The organism is Streptomyces sp. NPDC048612 (assembly GCF_043199295.1).
In the GTDB taxonomy this organism is placed as follows: Bacteria; Actinomycetota; Actinomycetes; order Streptomycetales; family Streptomycetaceae; genus Streptomyces.
In genome coordinates, this window is record NZ_JBICVV010000001.1 from 105,100 (window position 1) to 123,113 (window position 18,014).

Annotated in this window: 13 protein-coding genes and 1 pseudogene; 9 read left to right on the top strand and 5 right to left on the bottom strand. The window is 70.9% G+C overall.

The window, feature by feature from the left end; all coding sequences use genetic code 11:
• The first annotated feature begins 15 nt into the window (after positions 1–15).
• The 4 genes from ACGFN2_RS00335 to ACGFN2_RS00350 all read left to right on the top strand — a co-directional run bounded on the left by ACGFN2_RS00335 (position 16) and on the right by ACGFN2_RS00350 (position 6,193).
• Positions 16–1,203 carry a CaiB/BaiF CoA transferase family protein gene (locus tag ACGFN2_RS00335; protein ID WP_393356347.1) on the top strand — a complete coding sequence of 396 codons (1,188 nt, stop codon included), beginning with the start codon at positions 16–18 and terminating at the stop codon, positions 1,201–1,203.
• Between the two features lie 328 nt (positions 1,204–1,531).
• On the top strand, positions 1,532–2,674 hold the full coding sequence (locus ACGFN2_RS00340; protein ID WP_393357141.1) for an acyl-CoA dehydrogenase family protein: 1,143 nt from the start codon (positions 1,532–1,534) through the stop codon (positions 2,672–2,674).
• A gap of 65 nt (positions 2,675–2,739) precedes the next feature.
• Positions 2,740–3,954 carry an acetyl-CoA C-acetyltransferase gene (locus ACGFN2_RS00345; RefSeq protein WP_393356349.1) on the top strand — a complete coding sequence of 405 codons (1,215 nt, stop codon included), beginning with the start codon at positions 2,740–2,742 and terminating at the stop codon, positions 3,952–3,954.
• Positions 3,955–3,988: 34 nt separating this feature from the next.
• Positions 3,989–6,193 (top strand): 3-hydroxyacyl-CoA dehydrogenase NAD-binding domain-containing protein, encoded by a 2,205-nt coding sequence (locus ACGFN2_RS00350; protein WP_393356351.1) that lies wholly within the window; start codon positions 3,989–3,991, stop codon positions 6,191–6,193.
• Positions 6,194–6,229: 36 nt separating this feature from the next.
• Here the strand turns inward: ACGFN2_RS00350 and ACGFN2_RS00355 are convergent, their stop codons facing one another.
• Positions 6,230–6,988, bottom strand: a complete 759-nt coding sequence (locus ACGFN2_RS00355; protein WP_362600976.1) for a MerR family transcriptional regulator — start codon at positions 6,986–6,988, stop codon at positions 6,230–6,232.
• A gap of 112 nt (positions 6,989–7,100) precedes the next feature.
• Between ACGFN2_RS00355 and ACGFN2_RS00360 the strand changes: the two are divergent.
• The 3 genes and pseudogenes from ACGFN2_RS00360 to ACGFN2_RS00370 form a co-directional block, all read left to right on the top strand.
• Positions 7,101–7,531: pseudogene (locus ACGFN2_RS00360) on the top strand (long-chain fatty acid--CoA ligase); the annotation flags it as partial.
• A 117-nt stretch (positions 7,532–7,648) separates the two neighbouring features.
• Positions 7,649–9,109, top strand: a complete 1,461-nt coding sequence (locus ACGFN2_RS00365) for an amino acid permease (protein WP_362600974.1) — start codon at positions 7,649–7,651, stop codon at positions 9,107–9,109.
• A 138-nt stretch (positions 9,110–9,247) separates the two neighbouring features.
• A complete protein-coding gene (locus ACGFN2_RS00370; protein ID WP_393356353.1) occupies positions 9,248–9,730 on the top strand; it encodes a macro domain-containing protein in 483 nt (160 codons plus the stop codon).
• Positions 9,731–9,753: 23 nt separating this feature from the next.
• Here the strand turns inward: ACGFN2_RS00370 and sph are convergent, their stop codons facing one another.
• From sph to ACGFN2_RS00385, 3 genes are all read right to left on the bottom strand, one after another.
• Positions 9,754–10,728, bottom strand: coding sequence for a sphingomyelin phosphodiesterase (sph, locus tag ACGFN2_RS00375; protein ID WP_393356355.1), 975 nt, complete (start codon positions 10,726–10,728; stop codon positions 9,754–9,756).
• A 152-nt stretch (positions 10,729–10,880) separates the two neighbouring features.
• Positions 10,881–12,557 carry a DUF6895 family protein gene (locus ACGFN2_RS00380; RefSeq protein ID WP_393356357.1) on the bottom strand — a complete coding sequence of 559 codons (1,677 nt, stop codon included), beginning with the start codon at positions 12,555–12,557 and terminating at the stop codon, positions 10,881–10,883.
• A 34-nt stretch (positions 12,558–12,591) separates the two neighbouring features.
• Complete coding sequence (locus ACGFN2_RS00385) at positions 12,592–12,801, bottom strand: hypothetical protein (protein ID WP_362600963.1); 210 nt, start codon at positions 12,799–12,801, stop codon at positions 12,592–12,594.
• 536 nt (positions 12,802–13,337) lie between these two features.
• Here ACGFN2_RS00385 and ACGFN2_RS00390 point away from each other — a divergent pair.
• Positions 13,338–14,189, top strand: a complete 852-nt coding sequence (locus ACGFN2_RS00390) for an oxygenase MpaB family protein (protein WP_393356359.1) — start codon at positions 13,338–13,340, stop codon at positions 14,187–14,189.
• 64 nt (positions 14,190–14,253) lie between these two features.
• Here the strand turns inward: ACGFN2_RS00390 and ACGFN2_RS00395 are convergent, their stop codons facing one another.
• Positions 14,254–15,741 carry a M1 family metallopeptidase gene (locus ACGFN2_RS00395; protein ID WP_362600960.1) on the bottom strand — a complete coding sequence of 496 codons (1,488 nt, stop codon included), beginning with the start codon at positions 15,739–15,741 and terminating at the stop codon, positions 14,254–14,256.
• A gap of 343 nt (positions 15,742–16,084) precedes the next feature.
• Between ACGFN2_RS00395 and ACGFN2_RS00400 the strand changes: the two genes are divergently transcribed.
• The gene (locus tag ACGFN2_RS00400) at positions 16,085–17,998 is read left to right on the top strand and encodes a Xaa-Pro dipeptidyl-peptidase (protein ID WP_393357143.1); all 1,914 of its coding nucleotides are present in this window, start codon (positions 16,085–16,087) and stop codon (positions 17,996–17,998) included.
• Positions 17,999–18,014: the final 16 nt, after the last annotated feature.

The following is an 18,014-nucleotide window of genomic DNA, read 5'->3' on the forward strand; positions in this document are numbered from 1 at the left end:
AAGGCATGGGGCGCGATGGCAGAGCCAGGCAACGGCCCGCTGAGCGGAGTGCGCGTCGTCGAACTCGCGGGCATCGGCCCCGGCCCCTTCGCGGCCATGCTCCTGGCCGACCTCGGCGCCGATGTCGTCCGCGTCGACCGGCCCGGGGGAGCGGGACTGGGCATCGACCCGGCCTACGACGTCACCAACCGCAACAAGCGCTCCGTGCTGGTGGACCTCAAGAGCCCCGACGGGGTGGCACGGGTGCTCGAACTGGCCGAGCGCGCCGACGTGCTGGTCGAGGGGTACCGCCCCGGTGTGGCCGAGCGGCTGGGGGTGGGCCCAGAGGAGTGCCTGGCACGCAACCCCCGGCTGGTCTACGGCCGGATGACCGGCTGGGGACAGCAGGGCCCGCTCTCCGACACCGCCGGACACGACATCGGCTATATCGCCCTCACCGGCGCGCTCGGCATGATCGGCCCGTCCGACGGCCCGCCCGCCGTCCCCGCCAACCTCCTCGGTGACTACGCGGGCGGCTCCCTCTACCTCGTCATCGGCGTCCTCGCCGCCCTCCAGCACGCCCGCGCCGAAGGCGGAAAGGGCCAGGTCGTGGACGCCGCCATCGTCGACGGCACGGCACATCTGACGGCGATGATCCACGGCATGCTGGCGGCCGGCGGCTGGCAGGACCGGCGCGGCGCCAATCTGCTCGACGGCGGGACACCGTTCTACGGGACGTACGAGACCGCCGACGGCGGCCATATGGCGGTCGGCGCGCTGGAGAAGCGCTTCTACGGCGAGTTCATCCGTCTGCTGGGCATCGAGGACGAGGCCCCCAGCCGCGACGACCTCACCGCATGGAGCGACCTGCGCACCGCCATCGCCGCCCGCTTCAAGACCCGTACCCGCGAGGAGTGGACGGCCGTCTTCCAGGAGTCGGACGCCTGTGTGGCGCCCGTGCTCTCCCTGCGTGAGGCCCCGCGGCATCCGCATCTCGCCGCCCGCGGCACCTTCGTCGACCACGGCGGGATCACCCAGCCCGCACCCGCGCCACGCTTCTCGCGCACCCCCGGCGCGGTCCGCAGGCCCCCCGCGCAGCCCGGCGCCGACACCGAGGAGATCGCCCGCGACTGGCAGGCCCCGGGCCTCCTCGCCGCGTCACCGGCCGCCCCCGCCCCGCCCGCCGGCCCGAGCCGCGCCGAACAGAAGGACACCGCCGGCTGATGGCCCCCGCCCGCACGCTCCGTTACGCGGCCGACCCGCACCGGGCCGCCGGCCACGGCGCGGCCCCGGGCGCGGCCGGCCACCACGCCGGCCCGGCCCGAAGCGGCCGGGCCGGACGAGCGCCGTGCCCGGACGCCACTCCAGGCACGGGCCCCACAGGCAGGCCAGGTGTGACCGCCCCGCGAGCCCCCGGGTACCTCCGCGGCCGGACCGGCGCTCCCGGGGGGCAGGCGGCGGAAAGCTCCACCCCCTGGGACCGGCGCCCGCCGTCTCCACCGACCCCGTCAAGCCCCGGCTCCGAGGAGGGCCCGCAGACATGACCGCGCAGATGAAGCGCCAGATCTTCACCGAGGACCACGAGGCCTTCCGCGAGACCGTGCGGACCTTCCTCGCCAGGGAGGTGACGCCCCACTACGAGCAGTGGGAGCAGGACGGCATCGTCAGCCGGGACGCCTGGCGGGCGGCCGGCAAGCAGGGACTGCTGGGGCCGGCGGTGCCGGAGGAGTACGGCGGGGGCGGGCAGCAGGACTTCCGCTACAGCGCGGTGCTGGCCGAGGAGTTCACCCGGGCCGGCGCCGCCGGGCTCGCCGTGGGCCTGCACAACGACATCATCGGCCCCTATCTGACGACCCTCGGCACCGAGGAGCAGAAGCGGCGCTGGCTGCCCGGCTTCTGCAGCGGTGAGATCATCACCGCCATCGCCATGACGGAGCCCGGCGCCGGCTCCGATCTGCAGGGCATCCGCACCCACGCCGAGGACGCCGGCGACCACTGGATACTCAACGGTTCCAAGACCTTCATCTCCAACGGCATCCTCGCCGACCTGGTCATCGTCGTGGCCAGGACGACCCCGGAGGGTGGGGCGCACGGCCTGAGCCTGCTGGTTGTCGAGCGCGGAATGGCGGGCTTCGAGCGGGGCCGCAACCTCGACAAGATCGGCCAGAAGTCCCAGGACACCGCCGAACTGTTCTTCCGCGACGTACGGGTCCCCAAGGAGAATCTGCTCGGCGAGCTGAACGGCGCCTTCGTCCATCTGATGACCCACCTCGCCCAGGAGCGGATGGGCATCGCCGTCGCCGGTATCGCCGGTGCCGAACACCTGCTGGAGATCACCAGCCAGTACGTCAAGGAGCGCGAGGCGTTCGGACGGCCGCTGGCCAAGCTCCAGCACATCCGCTTCGAGATAGCCGAGATGGCCACCGAGTGCGCCGTCACCCGCGCCTTCCTCGACCGCTGCATCGCCGACCACTCCGCCGGCGAACTGGACGCGGTGCACGCCTCGATGGCCAAGTGGTGGGCCACCGAGCTGCACAAGCGGGTCGCCGACCGCTGTCTGCAACTCCACGGCGGCTACGGCTATATGGCGGAATACCGCGTGGCCAGGGCCTTCACCGACGGCCGGATACAGACGATCTACGGAGGGACCACCGAGATCATGAAGGAGATCATCGGACGCTCCCTGCTCGACTGACCCGGGCCGCCCCCGGTCCCCCTCAGCTGCCCCTGCCTCCACCCTCATGCGAAAGGCTTCCTGACTTGAGTACCGAAGCGTACGTATACGACGCGATCCGCACCCCGCGCGGCCGTGGCAAGGCCAATGGCGCACTGCACGGCACCAAGCCGATCGACCTGGTCGTCGGCCTGATCCACGAGGTACGCCGCCGCTTCCCCGGACTCGACCCGGCCGCCGTCGACGACATCGTGCTCGGCGTCGTCGGACCGGTCGGTGACCAGGGCTCCGACATCGCCCGGATCGCGGCGATCGCCGCCGGGCTGCCCGACACCGTCGCCGGCGTACAGGAGAACCGCTTCTGTGCCTCGGGCCTGGAGGCCGTCAACATGGCCGCCGCCAAGGTGCGTTCGGGCTGGGAGGACCTGGTCCTGGCGGGCGGTGTCGAATCGATGTCGCGGGTCCCGATGGCCTCGGACGGCGGCGCCTGGTTCGCCGACCCGATGACCAACTTCGACACCAACTTCGTCCCGCAGGGCATCGGCGCCGACCTGATCGCCACCCTTGAGGGCTACTCGCGGCGCGACGTCGACGAGTTCGCCGCGCTCTCCCAGGAGCGCGCCGCCGAGGCGTGGAAGGACGGTCGCTTCGACCGCTCCGTCGTCCCGGTACGCGACCGCAACGGCCTCGTCGTCCTCGACCACGACGAGCACATGCGCCCCGGCACCACCGCCGACTCCCTGGCCGGCCTCAAGCCGTCCTTCGCCACCATCGGCGACGCGGGCGGCTTCGACGCGGTCGCCCTGCAGAAGTACCACTGGGTCGAGAAGATCGACCACGTTCACCACGCCGGCAACTCCTCCGGCATCGTGGACGGCGCGGCGCTCGTCGCCATCGGCTCCCAGGAGGTCGGCGAGCGCTACGGCCTGACCCCGCGGGCCCGCATCCTCTCCGCCGCGGTCTCCGGTTCCGAGCCCACGATCATGCTCACCGGCCCCGCGCCCGCCAGCCGCAAGGCGCTCGCCAAGGCCGGGCTGACCATCGACGACATCGACCTCGTCGAGATCAACGAAGCCTTCGCGGCCGTCGTGCTGCGCTTCGTCAAGGACATGGGCCTGAGCCTGGACAAGGTCAACGTCAACGGCGGCGCCATCGCCATGGGCCACCCCCTGGGCGCCACCGGCGCGATGATCCTCGGCACCCTGATCGACGAGCTGGAGCGGCAGGACAAGCGCTACGGCCTGGCCACCCTCTGCGTCGGCGGCGGTATGGGCATCGCCACCGTCATCGAGCGCCTCTGACCGCCCGTCCCACCCCCCTTACGGAGAAGCCACAGTGAGCGAGTCCCCTGCGTCGTCGACCATCCGCTGGGAACAGGACGAGACCGGCATCGTCACCCTGGTCCTGGACGACCCCGACCAGTCCGCCAACACCATGAACAACGCCTTCAAGGCCTCCCTGACCGCGGTCGCCGACCGCCTGGAGGCCGAGAAGGACAGCATCCGCGGCATCATCTTCACCTCCGCCAAGAAGACCTTCTTCGCCGGCGGCGACCTGCGCGAACTGATCGCCATCACCCCCGAGCAGGCCGAGCAGGCCTTCGAGACCGGCAACGGCATCAAGCGCGATCTGCGCCGCATCGAGACCCTCGGCAAGCCCGTCGTCGCCGCGATCAACGGCGCAGCGCTGGGCGGCGGTTACGAGATCGCGCTGGCCTGCCACCACCGCGTCGCGCTCGACACCCCCGGCACCAAGATCGGCCTGCCCGAGGTCACCCTCGGCCTGCTGCCGGCCGGCGGCGGCGTCACCCGTACGGTGCGGCTGCTCGGCATCGCCGACGCGCTGCTGAAGGTGCTGCTCCAGGGCACCCAGTACAACGCCACCCGCGCCAGGGACGCCGGACTGATCCACGAGGTCGCGGCCACCCCCGAGGAGCTGCTCGCCAAGGCCCGCACCTTCATCGAGGAGCACCCCGAGTCCCAGCAGCCCTGGGACGTCAAGGGGTACCGCATCCCCGGCGGCACCCCGGCCCAGCCGAAGTTCGCCGCCAACCTCCCGGCGTTCCCCGCCAGCCTCAAGAAGCAGCTCAACGGCGCCCCCCACCCCGCCCCGCGCAACATCCTCGCCGCGGCGGTGGAGGGCTCCCAGGTCGACTTCGAGACCGCGCAGACCATCGAGGCGCGCTACTTCGTCGAGCTGGTCACCGGCCAGATCTCCAAGAACATGATCCAGGCGTTCTTCTTCGATCTGCAGGCCGTCAACTCCGGCGCCAACCGCCCCAAGGACGTCGCGCCCCGCAAGGTCGAGAAGGTCGCGGTCCTCGGCGCCGGCATGATGGGCGCGGGCATCGCCTACTCCTGCGCCAAGGCCGGGATGCAGGTCGTCCTCAAGGACGTCTCCCCGGAGGCGGCGCAGAAGGGCAAGGCGTATGCGGAGGGGCTGCTCGCCAAGGCGCTCTCCCGCGGCCGGACGACCGAGGCGAAGCGCGACGAGCTGCTGGCCCGGATCACGCCGACTGCCGAGCCGGCCGACCTCGCGGGCTGCGACGCCGTCATCGAGGCGGTCTTCGAGGACGTGGGTCTCAAGCACAAGGTCTTCAAGGAGATCCAGCACATCGTCGCGCCCGACGCGCTGCTGTGCTCCAACACCTCCACGCTGCCCATCACGCTGCTGGCCGAGGGCGTCGAGCGCGACCAGGACTTCATCGGGCTGCACTTCTTCTCGCCGGTCGACAAGATGCCGCTGGTGGAGATCATCAAGGGCGAGCGGACCGGCGACGAGGCGCTGGCCCGCGCCTTCGACCTGGTCCGCCAGATCAGGAAGACCCCGATCGTCGTCAATGACTCGCGCGGCTTCTTCACCTCCCGCGTCATCGGCCACTTCATCAACGAAGGCGTGGCGATGATCGGCGAGGGCCTCGACCCGGTCTCCGTCGAGCAGGCCGCCGCCCAGGCCGGCTACCCGGCCAAGGTGCTGTCCCTGATGGACGAGCTGACCCTCACCCTGCCGCGCAAGATCCGCGAGGAGACCAAGCGGGCGGTCGAGGAGTCCGGCGGCACCTGGCAGCCGCATCCGGCCGACGCGGTCATCGACCGGATGGTCGACGAGTTCGGCCGCCCCGGACGCAGCGGTGGCGGCGGCTTCTACGAATACGGCGAGGACGGCAGGCGGGCCGGTCTGTGGCCGGGCCTGCGCGAGCACTTCACGCAGCAGGACGCCACCATCCCGTTCCTCGACATGCAGGAGCGGATGCTCTTCGCCGAGGCGCTGGACACCGTCCGCTGCTTCGAGGAGGGCGTGCTCACCTCGGTCGCCGACGCCAACATCGGCTCCATCCTCGGTATCGGCTTCCCGGGCTGGACCGGCGGCGTGATCCAGTACATCAACGGCTACCAGGGCGGGCCGGGGCGCGAGGAGCTGGTCGGTCCGTCCGGCTTCGTGACCCGTGCCCGTGAGCTGCAGGAGGCCTACGGAGACCGGTTCGCGCCGTCCGCGCTGCTGGTCGAAAAGGCCGAGAAGGGCGAGAAGTTCAGCGACTGACCGCTCAGGGGGGCGGGCCCCGGCGGCCCGCCCCCGTCACCCTTCGGAGGTGTGGCCGCCCCGGCCCCGGTCGCCCTCCATACCGAAGGACTCCCGCAGCTCCTGCTTCATCGACCGCTGGAACGCGGTCACCAGCGCCTGCACCACCATCGGCTGCATATGGGCCGAGAGCGACTTCATCCGCGCCATCTCGTCCTCGTCCGGCCCACCGCCCCGGTTCGGCTCCCACACCTCGTCCTTGAAGAGCCGGCTCAGCTCCCGGGCCGCCGAGCGGGTGTGCTCGATGACGACACTGCGCGCCGTCAGGATGGTCTCCAGGGAGATCGGCACGTCCAGCAGCCGGGTGCCCAGGTGCAGCAGCCCCGGATCGACCCGGAAGACCCGGGGATCGCCGGTCCGTTCGAGCACGCTCATGGCCGCCAGCCGGTCCAGGTCCTCCTCGGTCAGCGCCCGGCCGACCCGCCGCTCCAGCTGCTCCCGCGTGGCGTCCTCGGCCTTGTCCGGAATCCAACTCGCCACCAGCGCCCGGTGGATGGCCAGATCCTGGGCGCTCAGATCGGACGGCAGCTGCTCCAGATAGCGTTCGATCGCGGACAGCGTCAGACCCTGGTGCTGGAGCTCCTCGATGAGGGCGAGCCGCGAGAGGTGGTCCGGTCCGTAGCGGCCGACCCGGCGCGGACCGATCTCCGGCGGGGGCAGCAGGCCGCGGGTGCTGTAGAAGCGGATCGTGCGGACCGTGACGCCGGCGCGGGCGGCCAGTTCGTCGACCGTCAGGTCGGTGGCAGGCTCCATCATGTTCAACAGTATTGCTGTCTCACCACTCCTGTGAAACCTTCTGGTCCCTTCCCCCCCCCGTGTGCGGCCACGGCGGCCGGGCCTCGTGTCCGGCCGGCACCGCGGCGCCCGGCGGGGGAGGTCCGTGTGTGAGGGGTACTTGCAGGCCGACGGGACGGTCGAGCCGGCGACCGACGCCGAGGGCTGCTTCGCGACCGGTGACCTAGGCCGGATCGACGCGGACGGCTACCTCTGGCTGACCGACCGCAAGAAGGAAACGATCGTGACGTCGACGGGCAAGAACATCTCGCCCGTGCTGGTCGAGAACACCCTCAAGGAGCATCCGCTCATCGGGCAGGCACTGGTGCACGGCGACAGCCGCTCGTTTCTGTTGTCGCGGAGACAAACGCCCGTCTCAACCGATCCGAACAGGTCAAGAATTTCTCCTTGCCGGCCGAGGAGTGGAGTCCGGAATCGGGTGAACTGACGCCCTCCCTGAAATTGAGTCGCCAGGAAATTCACTACAAATACGGACAAATCTTGGATGGCCTGTACACGATGTGATCTTGCCCACAGACGGGGGAGGGCTCTTCAGGGAAGGTGTGCCGTCGGCCGTCCACGCGTTCTGCGGGACTTCAGGCCATGGCTTCAACGCCTGCCCGAAAGCGAGATACACCAGCAGTGAGCACAGAAACCGTCACCGAGACAGCCCACGGGTCACCTGACGGGGGGCGCGGCACGCAGCAGGATGCGGGCGACGCGGGCTACAGCAAGGGCCTCAAGGGCCGGCACGTCAACATGATCGCCATCGGTGGAGCGATCGGTACCGGCCTCTTCCTGGGCGCCGGCGGGCGCCTGCACTCGGCCGGCCCCGCGCTGGCCATCGCTTACGCCGTCTGCGGCCTCTTCGCCTTCTTCGTCGTACGGGCCCTGGGCGAGCTGGTGCTGCACCGTCCGTCGTCCGGCTCGTTCGTCTCCTACGCCCGTGAGTTCCTGGGGGAGAAGGGCGCCTACGTCGCCGGCTGGATGTATGTCGTCAACTGGTCGACGACCGGTATCGCCGACATCACCGCGATCGCGCTCTACACCCACTACTGGAGTCTGTTCACGGACATCCCGCAGTGGGTGATGGCGCTGATCGCGCTCGCGGTCGTGCTGACCGTGAACCTGATCTCGGTGAAGATCTTCGGTGAGCTGGAGTTCTGGTTCGCGATCATCAAGGTCGCGGCGCTGGTCATCTTCATGTTCATCGGCATCTTCCTGCTGGCCACCCAGCACCCGGTCGGCGGGCACACGCCCGGACTGGATCTGCTGACCGACCACGGCGGAATCTTCCCGACCGGTCTGCTGCCCGTGGTGATCGTGCTCCAGGGTGTGGTCTTCGCCTACTCCGCGGTGGAGCTGGTCGGTGTGACCGCCGGTGAGACCGGTGAGCCGGAGAAGGTCGTGCCGAAGGCCGTCAACTCCATCATGTGGCGGGTGGGCGTCTTCTACGTCGGCTCGGTGGTGCTGCTGGCGATGCTGCTGCCGTGGAACAAGTACGTCGGCGGCGAGAGCCCCTTCGTCACCGTGCTGTCCAACGTCGGTGTGCCGGCGGCGGGCGACGTGATGAACCTCGTCGTGCTGACCGCGGCGATGTCCAGCCTGAACTCCGGTCTCTACTCGACCGGCCGCATCCTGCGCTCCATGTCGATGGCGGGCTCCGCGCCCAAGTTCGCCGGCCTGATGAACCGCAACCAGGTGCCGTACGGCGGCATCATGCTCACCTCCGCGGTGTGTGTGCTGGGTGTCGGGCTCAACTACGTCATGCCGGGCGAGGCGTTCGAGATCGTGCTGAACATCGCGGCGCTGGGCATCATCAGCACCTGGTGCACGATCATGGTCTGCCACATGGTGTTCGTGCGCCGCTCGAAGGAAGGCCTGGTCGAGCGCCCGCGCTTCCGGCTGCCCGGCACGCCGGTCACCGATATCGCCACCATCGCCTTCCTGCTCGGTGTCATCGTCCTGATGTGGTTCGACGACGGTGTCGGCCGGCAGACCGTGATGCTGATCCCGGTCCTCGCCGTCGCGCTGGTCGGCGGCTGGTTCGCGGTCCGCGGCCGGGTCGCCCGGATCGCCAAGGAACGCGAGCTGTCGAAGTAGCGACGCACCTGCGGACACCCGCTCACCGAGGGCGGTCGCGGAAGCCGGAAGGCCTCCGCGACCGCCCTTCGGCGTCCGCGGCCGGCCCCCGCCCGGTGACCCCGGCCGATTGTCAGTGGGCGGCCCTACCGTGGAGCCATGACAGAGAAAACGGGGATCTCTTACGTCAAGGGGGACGCCACCGCGCCGCAGGGCAAGGGCGTCAAGGTGATCGCGCACATCTGCAACGACCGGGGCGGCTGGGGCAAGGGCTTCGTGCTCGCGCTCTCCCGGCGCTGGCCGGAGCCGGAGGCCGCCTACCGGCGGTGGCACCGCGCCCGTGCGCGCAACGACTTCGGGCTGGGGGCGGCGCAGTTCGTCCAGGTCGGCGAGCGTCTCTGGGTGGCCAACGTCATCGGGCAGCACGGAATGCGGGCGGGCAGCAAGGGCGTCCCGGTGCGGTATGCGGCGATCGAAGCCGGGCTCGGCCGGGTCGCGGGCAAGGCGCAGGAGCTCGGGGCGTCCGTTCACATGCCGCGGATCGGCTGCGGGCTGGCGGGCGGGACGTGGTCCCGGGTGGAGCCGCTGGTGGCCGCGCGGCTCACCCGGTGCGGCATACCGGTGACGGTCTACGACCGCTGAACCGCCCGCCCGCCGACCGCTGTTCAGCCGCCGAGCAGCGGATAGTGGTCGGAGAGATCGGTGTACGTGTAGTCCTTGCCCCAGCTGGAGACCGTCCAGGGCGCGGACTCCTCCTTGAGCACGGAGTTCTGCCATCCGGCGGGACGGGCGTGGCCGTTGCGGTACAGGACGTAGTCCAGGTCCTCGCGGGGGTCGTCCGGGTAGCGGTCCTTCGCGACGGAGTTCTCCCGGGTGTCGAAGGAGTAGGGGTGGCCGGTGCGGCCGTCGGCCGGCGCGAGGTCGCCGTTGCTCAGCAGCGCGTCGTACTCGGCGCTGCGGGAGTCGACGTTCAGATCGCCCGCGACCAGTACCTCTTCGTCCGCCGGGATGTTCTTGGCATCGAGGAAGGCGTCCAGCTCCTTGAGCTGCCCGGCGCGGTCAGCGGCCGCCTCGCCCGCCTTGCAGCCCGAGTCGGTGGACTGGGTGTGGGTACCGACCACATGCACCCTGGCGCCGTTGACGTCCAGCACCGCATACACGAAGCCCTTGTTGGAGAGGCCGTCCGAACCGCAGGCGTCCTTGTAGACGTACTGCTCCTTGCGCAGGACCGGCCACTTGCTCAGCACCGTGACCCCGCCGTCCTCCGGGGTCACCGAGGAGTAGGCGCCACCGGTGGCGTCCCAGCCGCTCCGGCTCCGGCCCAGCACGGGGGTCTGGTGCGGATACCGTGCCGTGGCCCGGGACTTCAGCGCCTCGGAGGAGGAGTTGTCGAACGCCTCCTGGAGCACGACGACGTCCTGGCCCCGGAAGAAGTCCGCGTCCGCGATCGCCCGGGCGCGGTGGTCCTGACCCCAGTTGGGGTAGAGGTTCTTGCTCATGAGGAAGACGTTGTAGCTGAGCACCTTCAGGCGGGGCGTTGTGGCGGCCGACGCGGAGGGGGCTGCGGTCGCCACCGTGACCGCGGCGAGGGCGGTGGCCAGGGCGGCGATCCGGGGCATGCGCAGCGCTGAGTGCGACACTGAATCTCCCTGTGGGGGTGGGGAATTGAGGCAGCGACGCTTATCCAAGCAGCTGGGGTTACTTCGAGGTAACCGTCTGGACGACGCGAGATGGACAGGCGGAAGCACTTGCCGGGCCTGCCCGGCGCCGGGGCGGTCCGGGCAGGACGCGATCAGGGGCCCGTGAGGACCGCGTCGCGGGCCGTGTGGACGGCGGCCAGGGCGATGACGGTGCTCCTGGTCCAGGACAGCATCGCGCGCTCCCGGTCCGAGGGATCGTCGCAGGCCGGGCGGCCGATCGCGCCGCACGGGCGCTGCTGGGCGAGGAGAAAGGAGACCACGTCGCGGGTGATGCGGTGCTGTGCCCTCCCGGCGCGGGCCGCGTCCCGGACGTACCCCGCGAGGTGCCCCAGGTGGTAGTCCTTCCAGGCGCCGGGCAGGTCGGCGACGGCGGTCTCCGGTGCCGGGTGCGGCGCCCCGGCGCCACCGGTCAGCGCGGCCGCGCGCCGCGGGGAGAGCAGCCCCAGGCCGACGAGGCGCTGGACGTTGTGCACCGCCTGCGGCGGCACCCGGTCGAGGCGTTCGACGGCAGCGGCGGTGGACTTGAGGAACAGGTCGAGCGAGGCGCAGGTGATCCCGAGGGTCCGCAGGCCGGACGCGAACTCGCCGACGACCTCCATCCCGTGCTCCTGCCACACTTCCGGGTCCGCGTCCGCCAGCCGTTCGGAGAGGTCGAGGAGCAGGGGGCGGGCGAGCCCGGGCTCGCCCAGGGTCGCGGCACCGTGTGCGACCGCCGCCGCGGCGGGCAGGGACACGGCCGGCTCCTGGCGCAGGCCGGTGTCTGCCAGCCACGTCACGGCCTGTCGCAGCGGCTGCTCCACGCTCATGCGAGGCGGCGGGGCCGACGGCCGGGGCTTCCGCAGCACTTTGGGGCTGCGGTCCAGGAGCGCGGCCAGCGCCGCGACGATGGTGGTGTGGTAGCCGGTGGCCCAGTGCCGGTACGCGTCGTCGCCGTCGGCGAGCCCGGGATGGACCACACCGGCGGGCCCGTTGACCCGCCCGTCGTCCTCCTGCGCCGCCATGAGGAAGGCCCAGGCCCGATGGGCCTCCACGGAGTCCCGCACCCCGAGGCACAGCAGGCAGCAGAGAAGCTCTCCCACCAGATCGGCGTTCCGCTGGCCCAGGGTGAGCACGAGGAGCGCTTCGAGCAGCTCCACCGCCGCGGCCGGGTCGAAGCCCCGCGGCCAGTCGGGCTCGCGGAGGCCGAAGTCCGTGGCGTAGAAGAGCGTGTGGGTGACGGCGTAGATGTCGCGGTCGGTGAGCTTGACGACGTTCGGCTCGTTGCACAGCAGGGTGAACGGCAGCACGTCGGCCACGTCGGGCAGCGGGTGCGCGACGCCGCACAGCTCCAAGGTGTGCAGCAGGTCGAGCTGCCGGTACGGAATCCGCTCGAAGACCGCCGCATAGCCGCCGGCCGCGGCCTGGGTGATCAGTTGCCGGAACTCCGGGTCCTCGCGGCCGCAGAGCCGGAGTGCCGCATAAGTCCCCGCGTACAGCAGGAGGGCGGCTTCGTCCCGGGCGATCAGTTCGCGGTAGGAGGGGCGGGCCGCGATCTCCCCGACCTGGTCGAGGAGGGCCGAGTAGGCCTCGTCGAGAGGTTCCGGGTCGAGGCGCGCCCGCAGCCCCACCAGGAAGGCGGTTTCGATCAGGGCCTTGCGGGCGAACAGCACCCGGTCCGCGGCCGCTTCGGCCGGGTCGATCAGAGAGCGGCGCGCAGCGAGCCAGGCGACTGCCCTGGTCTCCACCGCGCGCCTTTGTGACGATCCGTCACCGGGTTGCGTCGTGTCCATGGAATGCCTCCCGGCGATCGGCGGTGTCAATGGCTCAGTTGCCCGCGGCGGAGTCGTCTTCCGCGACCTGGTTGGCGACCACGAGGACGTAGCGCTCCCAGGCGAGCACGTAGCCGGCGACATCATCGAGTTGGCTGACCTGGTCGACGACGCGCTGCAGCGGAACGCTGAGGTCGACGAGTCCGCTGGTCCTCAGAAAGTCGAGAGCTTTGCGGGCGTCAACCGGAGGGGGAGGACAGGACATGAACTGCTCCTTTCGAGTGGCTCTGACGAACAGTGCGAGTGTCGCGCTCCGTACCGCCCATGTCACTATCTGTGTCTAGTGGGAAAAGTGGTGATTTGATCGCCCCAGCTCAGAGGTTTAGGGGTCGGTGAAACCACTCGTGAAGGTGAATATTGCCCATAGCGTCACGGTGGGTTGGGTGGGGCGGTGGCGCACGGGCGGGTGCCGAGTGGCGGGGTATCCTCCGCCGCTCGCCCGGCGAAGCGGAATCCGCGCAGGCGTCAGGAGCGGCGCCTGGGGCGGCAGATGACCCGGTGTCGTTGTCCGCTCGCGGTGCCCGCACTCCTGGTACCTGTCCGCGCGCAATTCACGTTCCCGCGCTGCCGCTTTGGGTATCCTCCCGGCCGAGTGGGGCCGTTCGCGGAGGTGTTGGCGAGCCGCCCGTCCGGGCCGTGGGGTGCCGTGCGTCGCGCCCGGGTGTGCCGGAGCCGGGGCGGGTGGCGCGAAGCTACCCCCGTGTCCGCCGGTCGCGGAGAGTCACTATGATGATTAATACCATGAATGCGGCGAAAACTGATCCCATCCCCCCGCCCGTCGGAGGCGTGCTCTGGTCGCTGGCCGGGGACATCCGCATGCTGCTGACCCTTCAGCCCGCGCTGGCCATGCAGGTCGCCCACCCGGCGGTCGGCGCCGGTGTGGACGACCACTCCATGTTCCGTACGGACCCCTGGGGGCGCGGCGAGCGGTCGCTGGCCTCGTTGCAGCTCTGGGTGTACGGCGGGGAGGCCGCGGCCGCGGAGGGCCGCCGCCTGCGGGCGATGCACCGCAGCATCCAGGGGACCGACGCACAAGGCCGCGCCTATCACGCGCTCACCCCCGCCTACTACGCCTGGGTGCACGCCACCGGCTACCCGGTCTTCCGGCACGCGCAGCACTACCTCGGCCGCCCCTTCACCGAGGCGCAGGAACGCCAGTTGTACGCGGAGTGGCTCCAGGTCGGCCGGGTGCTCGGCATCCATGACCGCGATATGCCGCAGACCATCGAGGAGTTCTGGCCGTATTACCGCAAGGTCCTCGACAACGACCTCGAAGAGACCGTCGTGGTCAGGGAGTTGCTGGCGGCCGACCTGCCGCTGCCGGCTCCCGACCGCGGCCCGCGGTGGCTGCGGCCGCTCCTCCGGCTGTCCTGGCCGTGGCTGTGTCCGCGGTTCGCCCGCGTCCGGCGCTTCCTCACGATCGGGCTGATGCCGCCGGACGCCCGGCAGGCCATCGGGCTGGAGTGGACGGACGCCCAGGAACGCAGGCTGCGGCGGCTCGGGCGCCTCGTGCGCGCCGTGGTGCCGGTGCTCCCGGAGCGGCTGCGGTTCATGCCGATCGCGTACCGGGCCCGGCGGGCGGCGCGCGGGTAGGACGCGGCGCGCGTACGGAGCCGGGGAACCCCGGCTCCGTCTCGTTCAGCGCGCGTCCACCGGCTCAGTGCCCGTGGATGTCGTGCGTGGCCGCGATCTGCTTCCACGACTTGGGCTCGGGGACCGGACCCTGGCGGGTGCCGAGGGCCTGCCTGGCCGCGCCCGCCGTCGGCCGGGACGGCTGGAAGAGCCAGGTGTCGAAGAAGCCGGCCAGCTTCTTGCCGGACTTCTTCTCGGCGAACTTCACGAAGTCGGCGACCGAGGCGTTGCCGTACTTGTGCTCCGTCGGCCAGGACTTGAGGAGACCGAAGAAGACCTTGTCACCGACCTTGTTGCGGAGCGCCTGGAGGGCCAGTGCGCCACGGTCGTAGACCGCGCCGTCGAACTGGTTCTCCGCGCCCGGGTTGCCGGGCTTGACCTTCCAGAACGGGTCGTCGGCCGGGTGCTGGGCGTAGACGTGGTCCGCCAGCTCCTGGGCGGTGCCCTCACCCTCCTTCTCCGACCACAGCCACTGGCTGTAGGCGGCGAAGCCCTCGTTGATCCAGATGTCCTTCCAGTCCTTCAGCGAGACGCTGTCGCCGTACCACTGGTGCGCCAGCTCGTGCACCACGACGGACACGTTCGTGCCGCGGTCGAAGGCCTTCTTCCCGTAGAACGGGCGGGTCTGGGTCTCCAGCGCGTACCCGGCCGGCACGTTCGGCACATAGCCGCCCACCGCGTTGAACGGGTAGGCGCCGAAGACGCTCTCCAGCCACTCGGTGATCTCGGTGGTGCGCTCGATGCTCGCCTTCGCCGAGCCCTCGTTGGCGCCGAGGTCCTTGCTGACGGCGTTGAGCACCGGCAGGCCGTTCGCGGTCTTGTCGGTGGTGACGTCGAACTTGCCGACGGCCAGCGTCGTCAGATAGGTCGCCTGCGGCTTGTCCGAGCGCCAGTTGTAGCGCGTCCAGCCCAGCTTGGAGGACTGCGAGGCCAGGACGCCGTTGCTCAGCGCCTGCGTGCCGTCCGGGACCGCCACCGAGATGTCGTACGTGGCCTTGTCGGTGGGGTGGTCGTTGCTCGGGAACCACCACACGGCGGCGTCCGGCTCCTGGGCGATCACCCCGCCGTCGGGGGTGCGGGCCCAGGCGCTGTAGCCGTCGATCTTCAGCTCCGAGGGCTTGCCCGCATAGCGCACCACGACGCTGATCTGCTTGCCCTTCTCCAGCGGCGTGGCCGGAGTGACCTCCAGCTCGTGCTTGCCGGAGGTGGCGAAGGCGGCCTTCTTGCCATTGACCCGGATCTCGCTGACCTTGAGACCGAAGTCCAGGTTGAAGCGGGAGAGGTCCTGGGTGGTGGTGGCCAGCAGGGTGGCCGTGCCCTCCAGCAGGTCCGTCTTCGGCTGGTACTTGAGTCGCAGGTCGTAGTGGGAAACGTCGTATCCGCCGTTTCCGCTCTCGGGGTAGTAGCTGTCGCCCACTCCCGGAGCGCCCGGTGTGAAGTCGGCCGCGGAGGCCGGTATCGCCAGCAGCAGGCTGAGCGCGGCCGCGCCCGGAACGAGGAGTCTGTGACGCACGAGTCCTCCAACTCGTAGGGGGGATGGCTCTGTTCAGACCCTATGTACTGCGCCGGGCCGGCGTCATGTACATGGCCCGATCTGACACATGACCGACATGAACCATCATCCGTCCCGCCGGTCCGGGCAGCCTCCGCCGCCCCGGTCGCCGGCGGAAGGCGCCGCGGCGGCAGCCGAATCCGGGCGGCTCGCGAGGCGAAAAAGCGACCCATGGACCTGTATTCGGACTCCGGCGGGCTCGAGCTGCCCGGACAGGCTCTTACGCAGGGGAGTTGCACCGCGCTACCGTCCGCCCGTGACGATTCCTGCGCGGATTCCCCGCATCCCCTTCACAGCGCTGGTGATGGCAGCCGTCGTCGCCCTGCTGTCCGGCCTGACCCTGCCGGCCACCGCGCGGGCGGCGCCCGGTGAGAGCAGACCCGTCTACTCCTTCGACCGCGCGATACGCGAAACGGTCTGGGTGGACACCCGGCTGGACGGCGACGCGGACGGGAGAACCGACCGCGTCGCCGCCGACATCGTGCGGCCCGCCGAACCCGCACGACAGGGCCGCCGCATCCCCGTGATCATGGACGCGAGTCCGTACTACTCCTGCTGCGGACGCGGCAACGAGAGCCAGAAGAAGACCTACGACGAACGGGGCCGGCCGGTCGGCTTCCCGCTCTTCTACGACAACTACTTCGTGCCGCGCGGCTATGCGACCGTCCTGGTGGACCTCGCGGGCACCAACCGCTCGGACGGCTGCGCCGACGTCGGCGGCCGCTCCGACATCCGGTCCGCCAGGGCCGTCGTCGACTGGCTCGGCGGCCGGGGCCGCGCCTACACCGCGCGGACGGGCGGCGCACCCGTCACCGCCGGCTGGGCCGACGGCAGCACCGGCATGATCGGCAAGAGCTGGGACGCCACCATCGCCAACGGCGTCGCGGCCACCGGCGTCAGGGGACTCAGGACCATCGTCCCGATCGCCGGCATCTCCTCCTGGTACGACTACTACTTCGCCAAGGGCGCCCCGCTCTACGACTCGGGACCCGACGGCCTCGCCGACGTCGTCGACAGCCCCGAGGCCCGCAAGCGCTGTACCGCCGTGCAGCAGAAGCTCGCCGCCGGCGCGCCCCGCACCGGCGACTGGACCGGTCTGTGGACCGAGCGCGACTACGTCCGCCACGCGGGCAAGGTCCGGGCCAGCGTGCTCATGGTGCACGGCATGCAGGACCTCAACGTCCGGACCCGGCACGCCGGGCAGTGGTGGGACGCGCTCGCCCGGCACGGCGTCGAGCGCAAGATCTGGCTCTCCCAGACCGGGCATGTCGACCCCTTCGACTACCGGCGGGGCGCCTGGGTCAAGACCCTGCACCACTGGTTCGACCACTATCTGCTGGGCTACGACAACGGCATCGAGCGCACGCCGATGGCCGATATCGAGCGCTCACCCGGCAGGTGGGCCACCGATCCGCGGTGGCCCGCTCCCGGAACCGTGCCCACCACGCTGCGGCCCCGCGGCGGCACCGCACCCGGTGTCGGCGTGCTGGGGACCCGTAAGGCGCCACCGGGCGCGACCGAGACGTTCACCGACGACCCGAAGCTGAGCGAGGCCGACTGGGCGGCGGCCGTCGACGCCCCGACAGCCGCCAAGGCCGGGTTCCGCACCGGGCCGCTGCGCGCACCGCTGCGGCTGTCCGGCTCCGGCACGGTGACCGTGACCGTCACCCCGAGCACCTCGACCGCCCATGTCTCGGCCGTCCTGGCCGACCTCGGTCCCGACACCATCCGCGACTACGCGGCCGACGGCGAGGGCGTCACCACCCTCGACCGGCGCACCTGCTGGGGCGCCGGAAACGCCGGCGACACCGGCTGCTTCAAGGAGACCGCCGCCGACACCCGGAAGGTCGCCCACACCGTCGTCAGCCGCGGCTGGGCCGACCTCGGCAACTACGCCGACCCCCACAAGGGCCGCCCGCTCACCCCCGGCAAGCCCTACACCCTCACCCTGGACCTGGCCGCCAGCGATCATGTCGTGCCCGCCGGGCACCGGCTCGCGCTCATCGTGGCCGGCACCGACGCCGGTCTGATCGACCCGCCCGCGTCCACCCCGCGGCTCACCCTCGACCTGTCCCGCACCTCCGCCGCACTGCCGCTGACCGGCGGCGCACCGGCCTTCGCCCGCGCCACCGCGGGCACCGCCGGCCACCCGGACCGTGCGGCACCGCTGGACGGTGTCGCCCCGCCGCCCGCCATCAGCCGGCTGCCGGCCGGATGACCACCGGGGCCGCCCC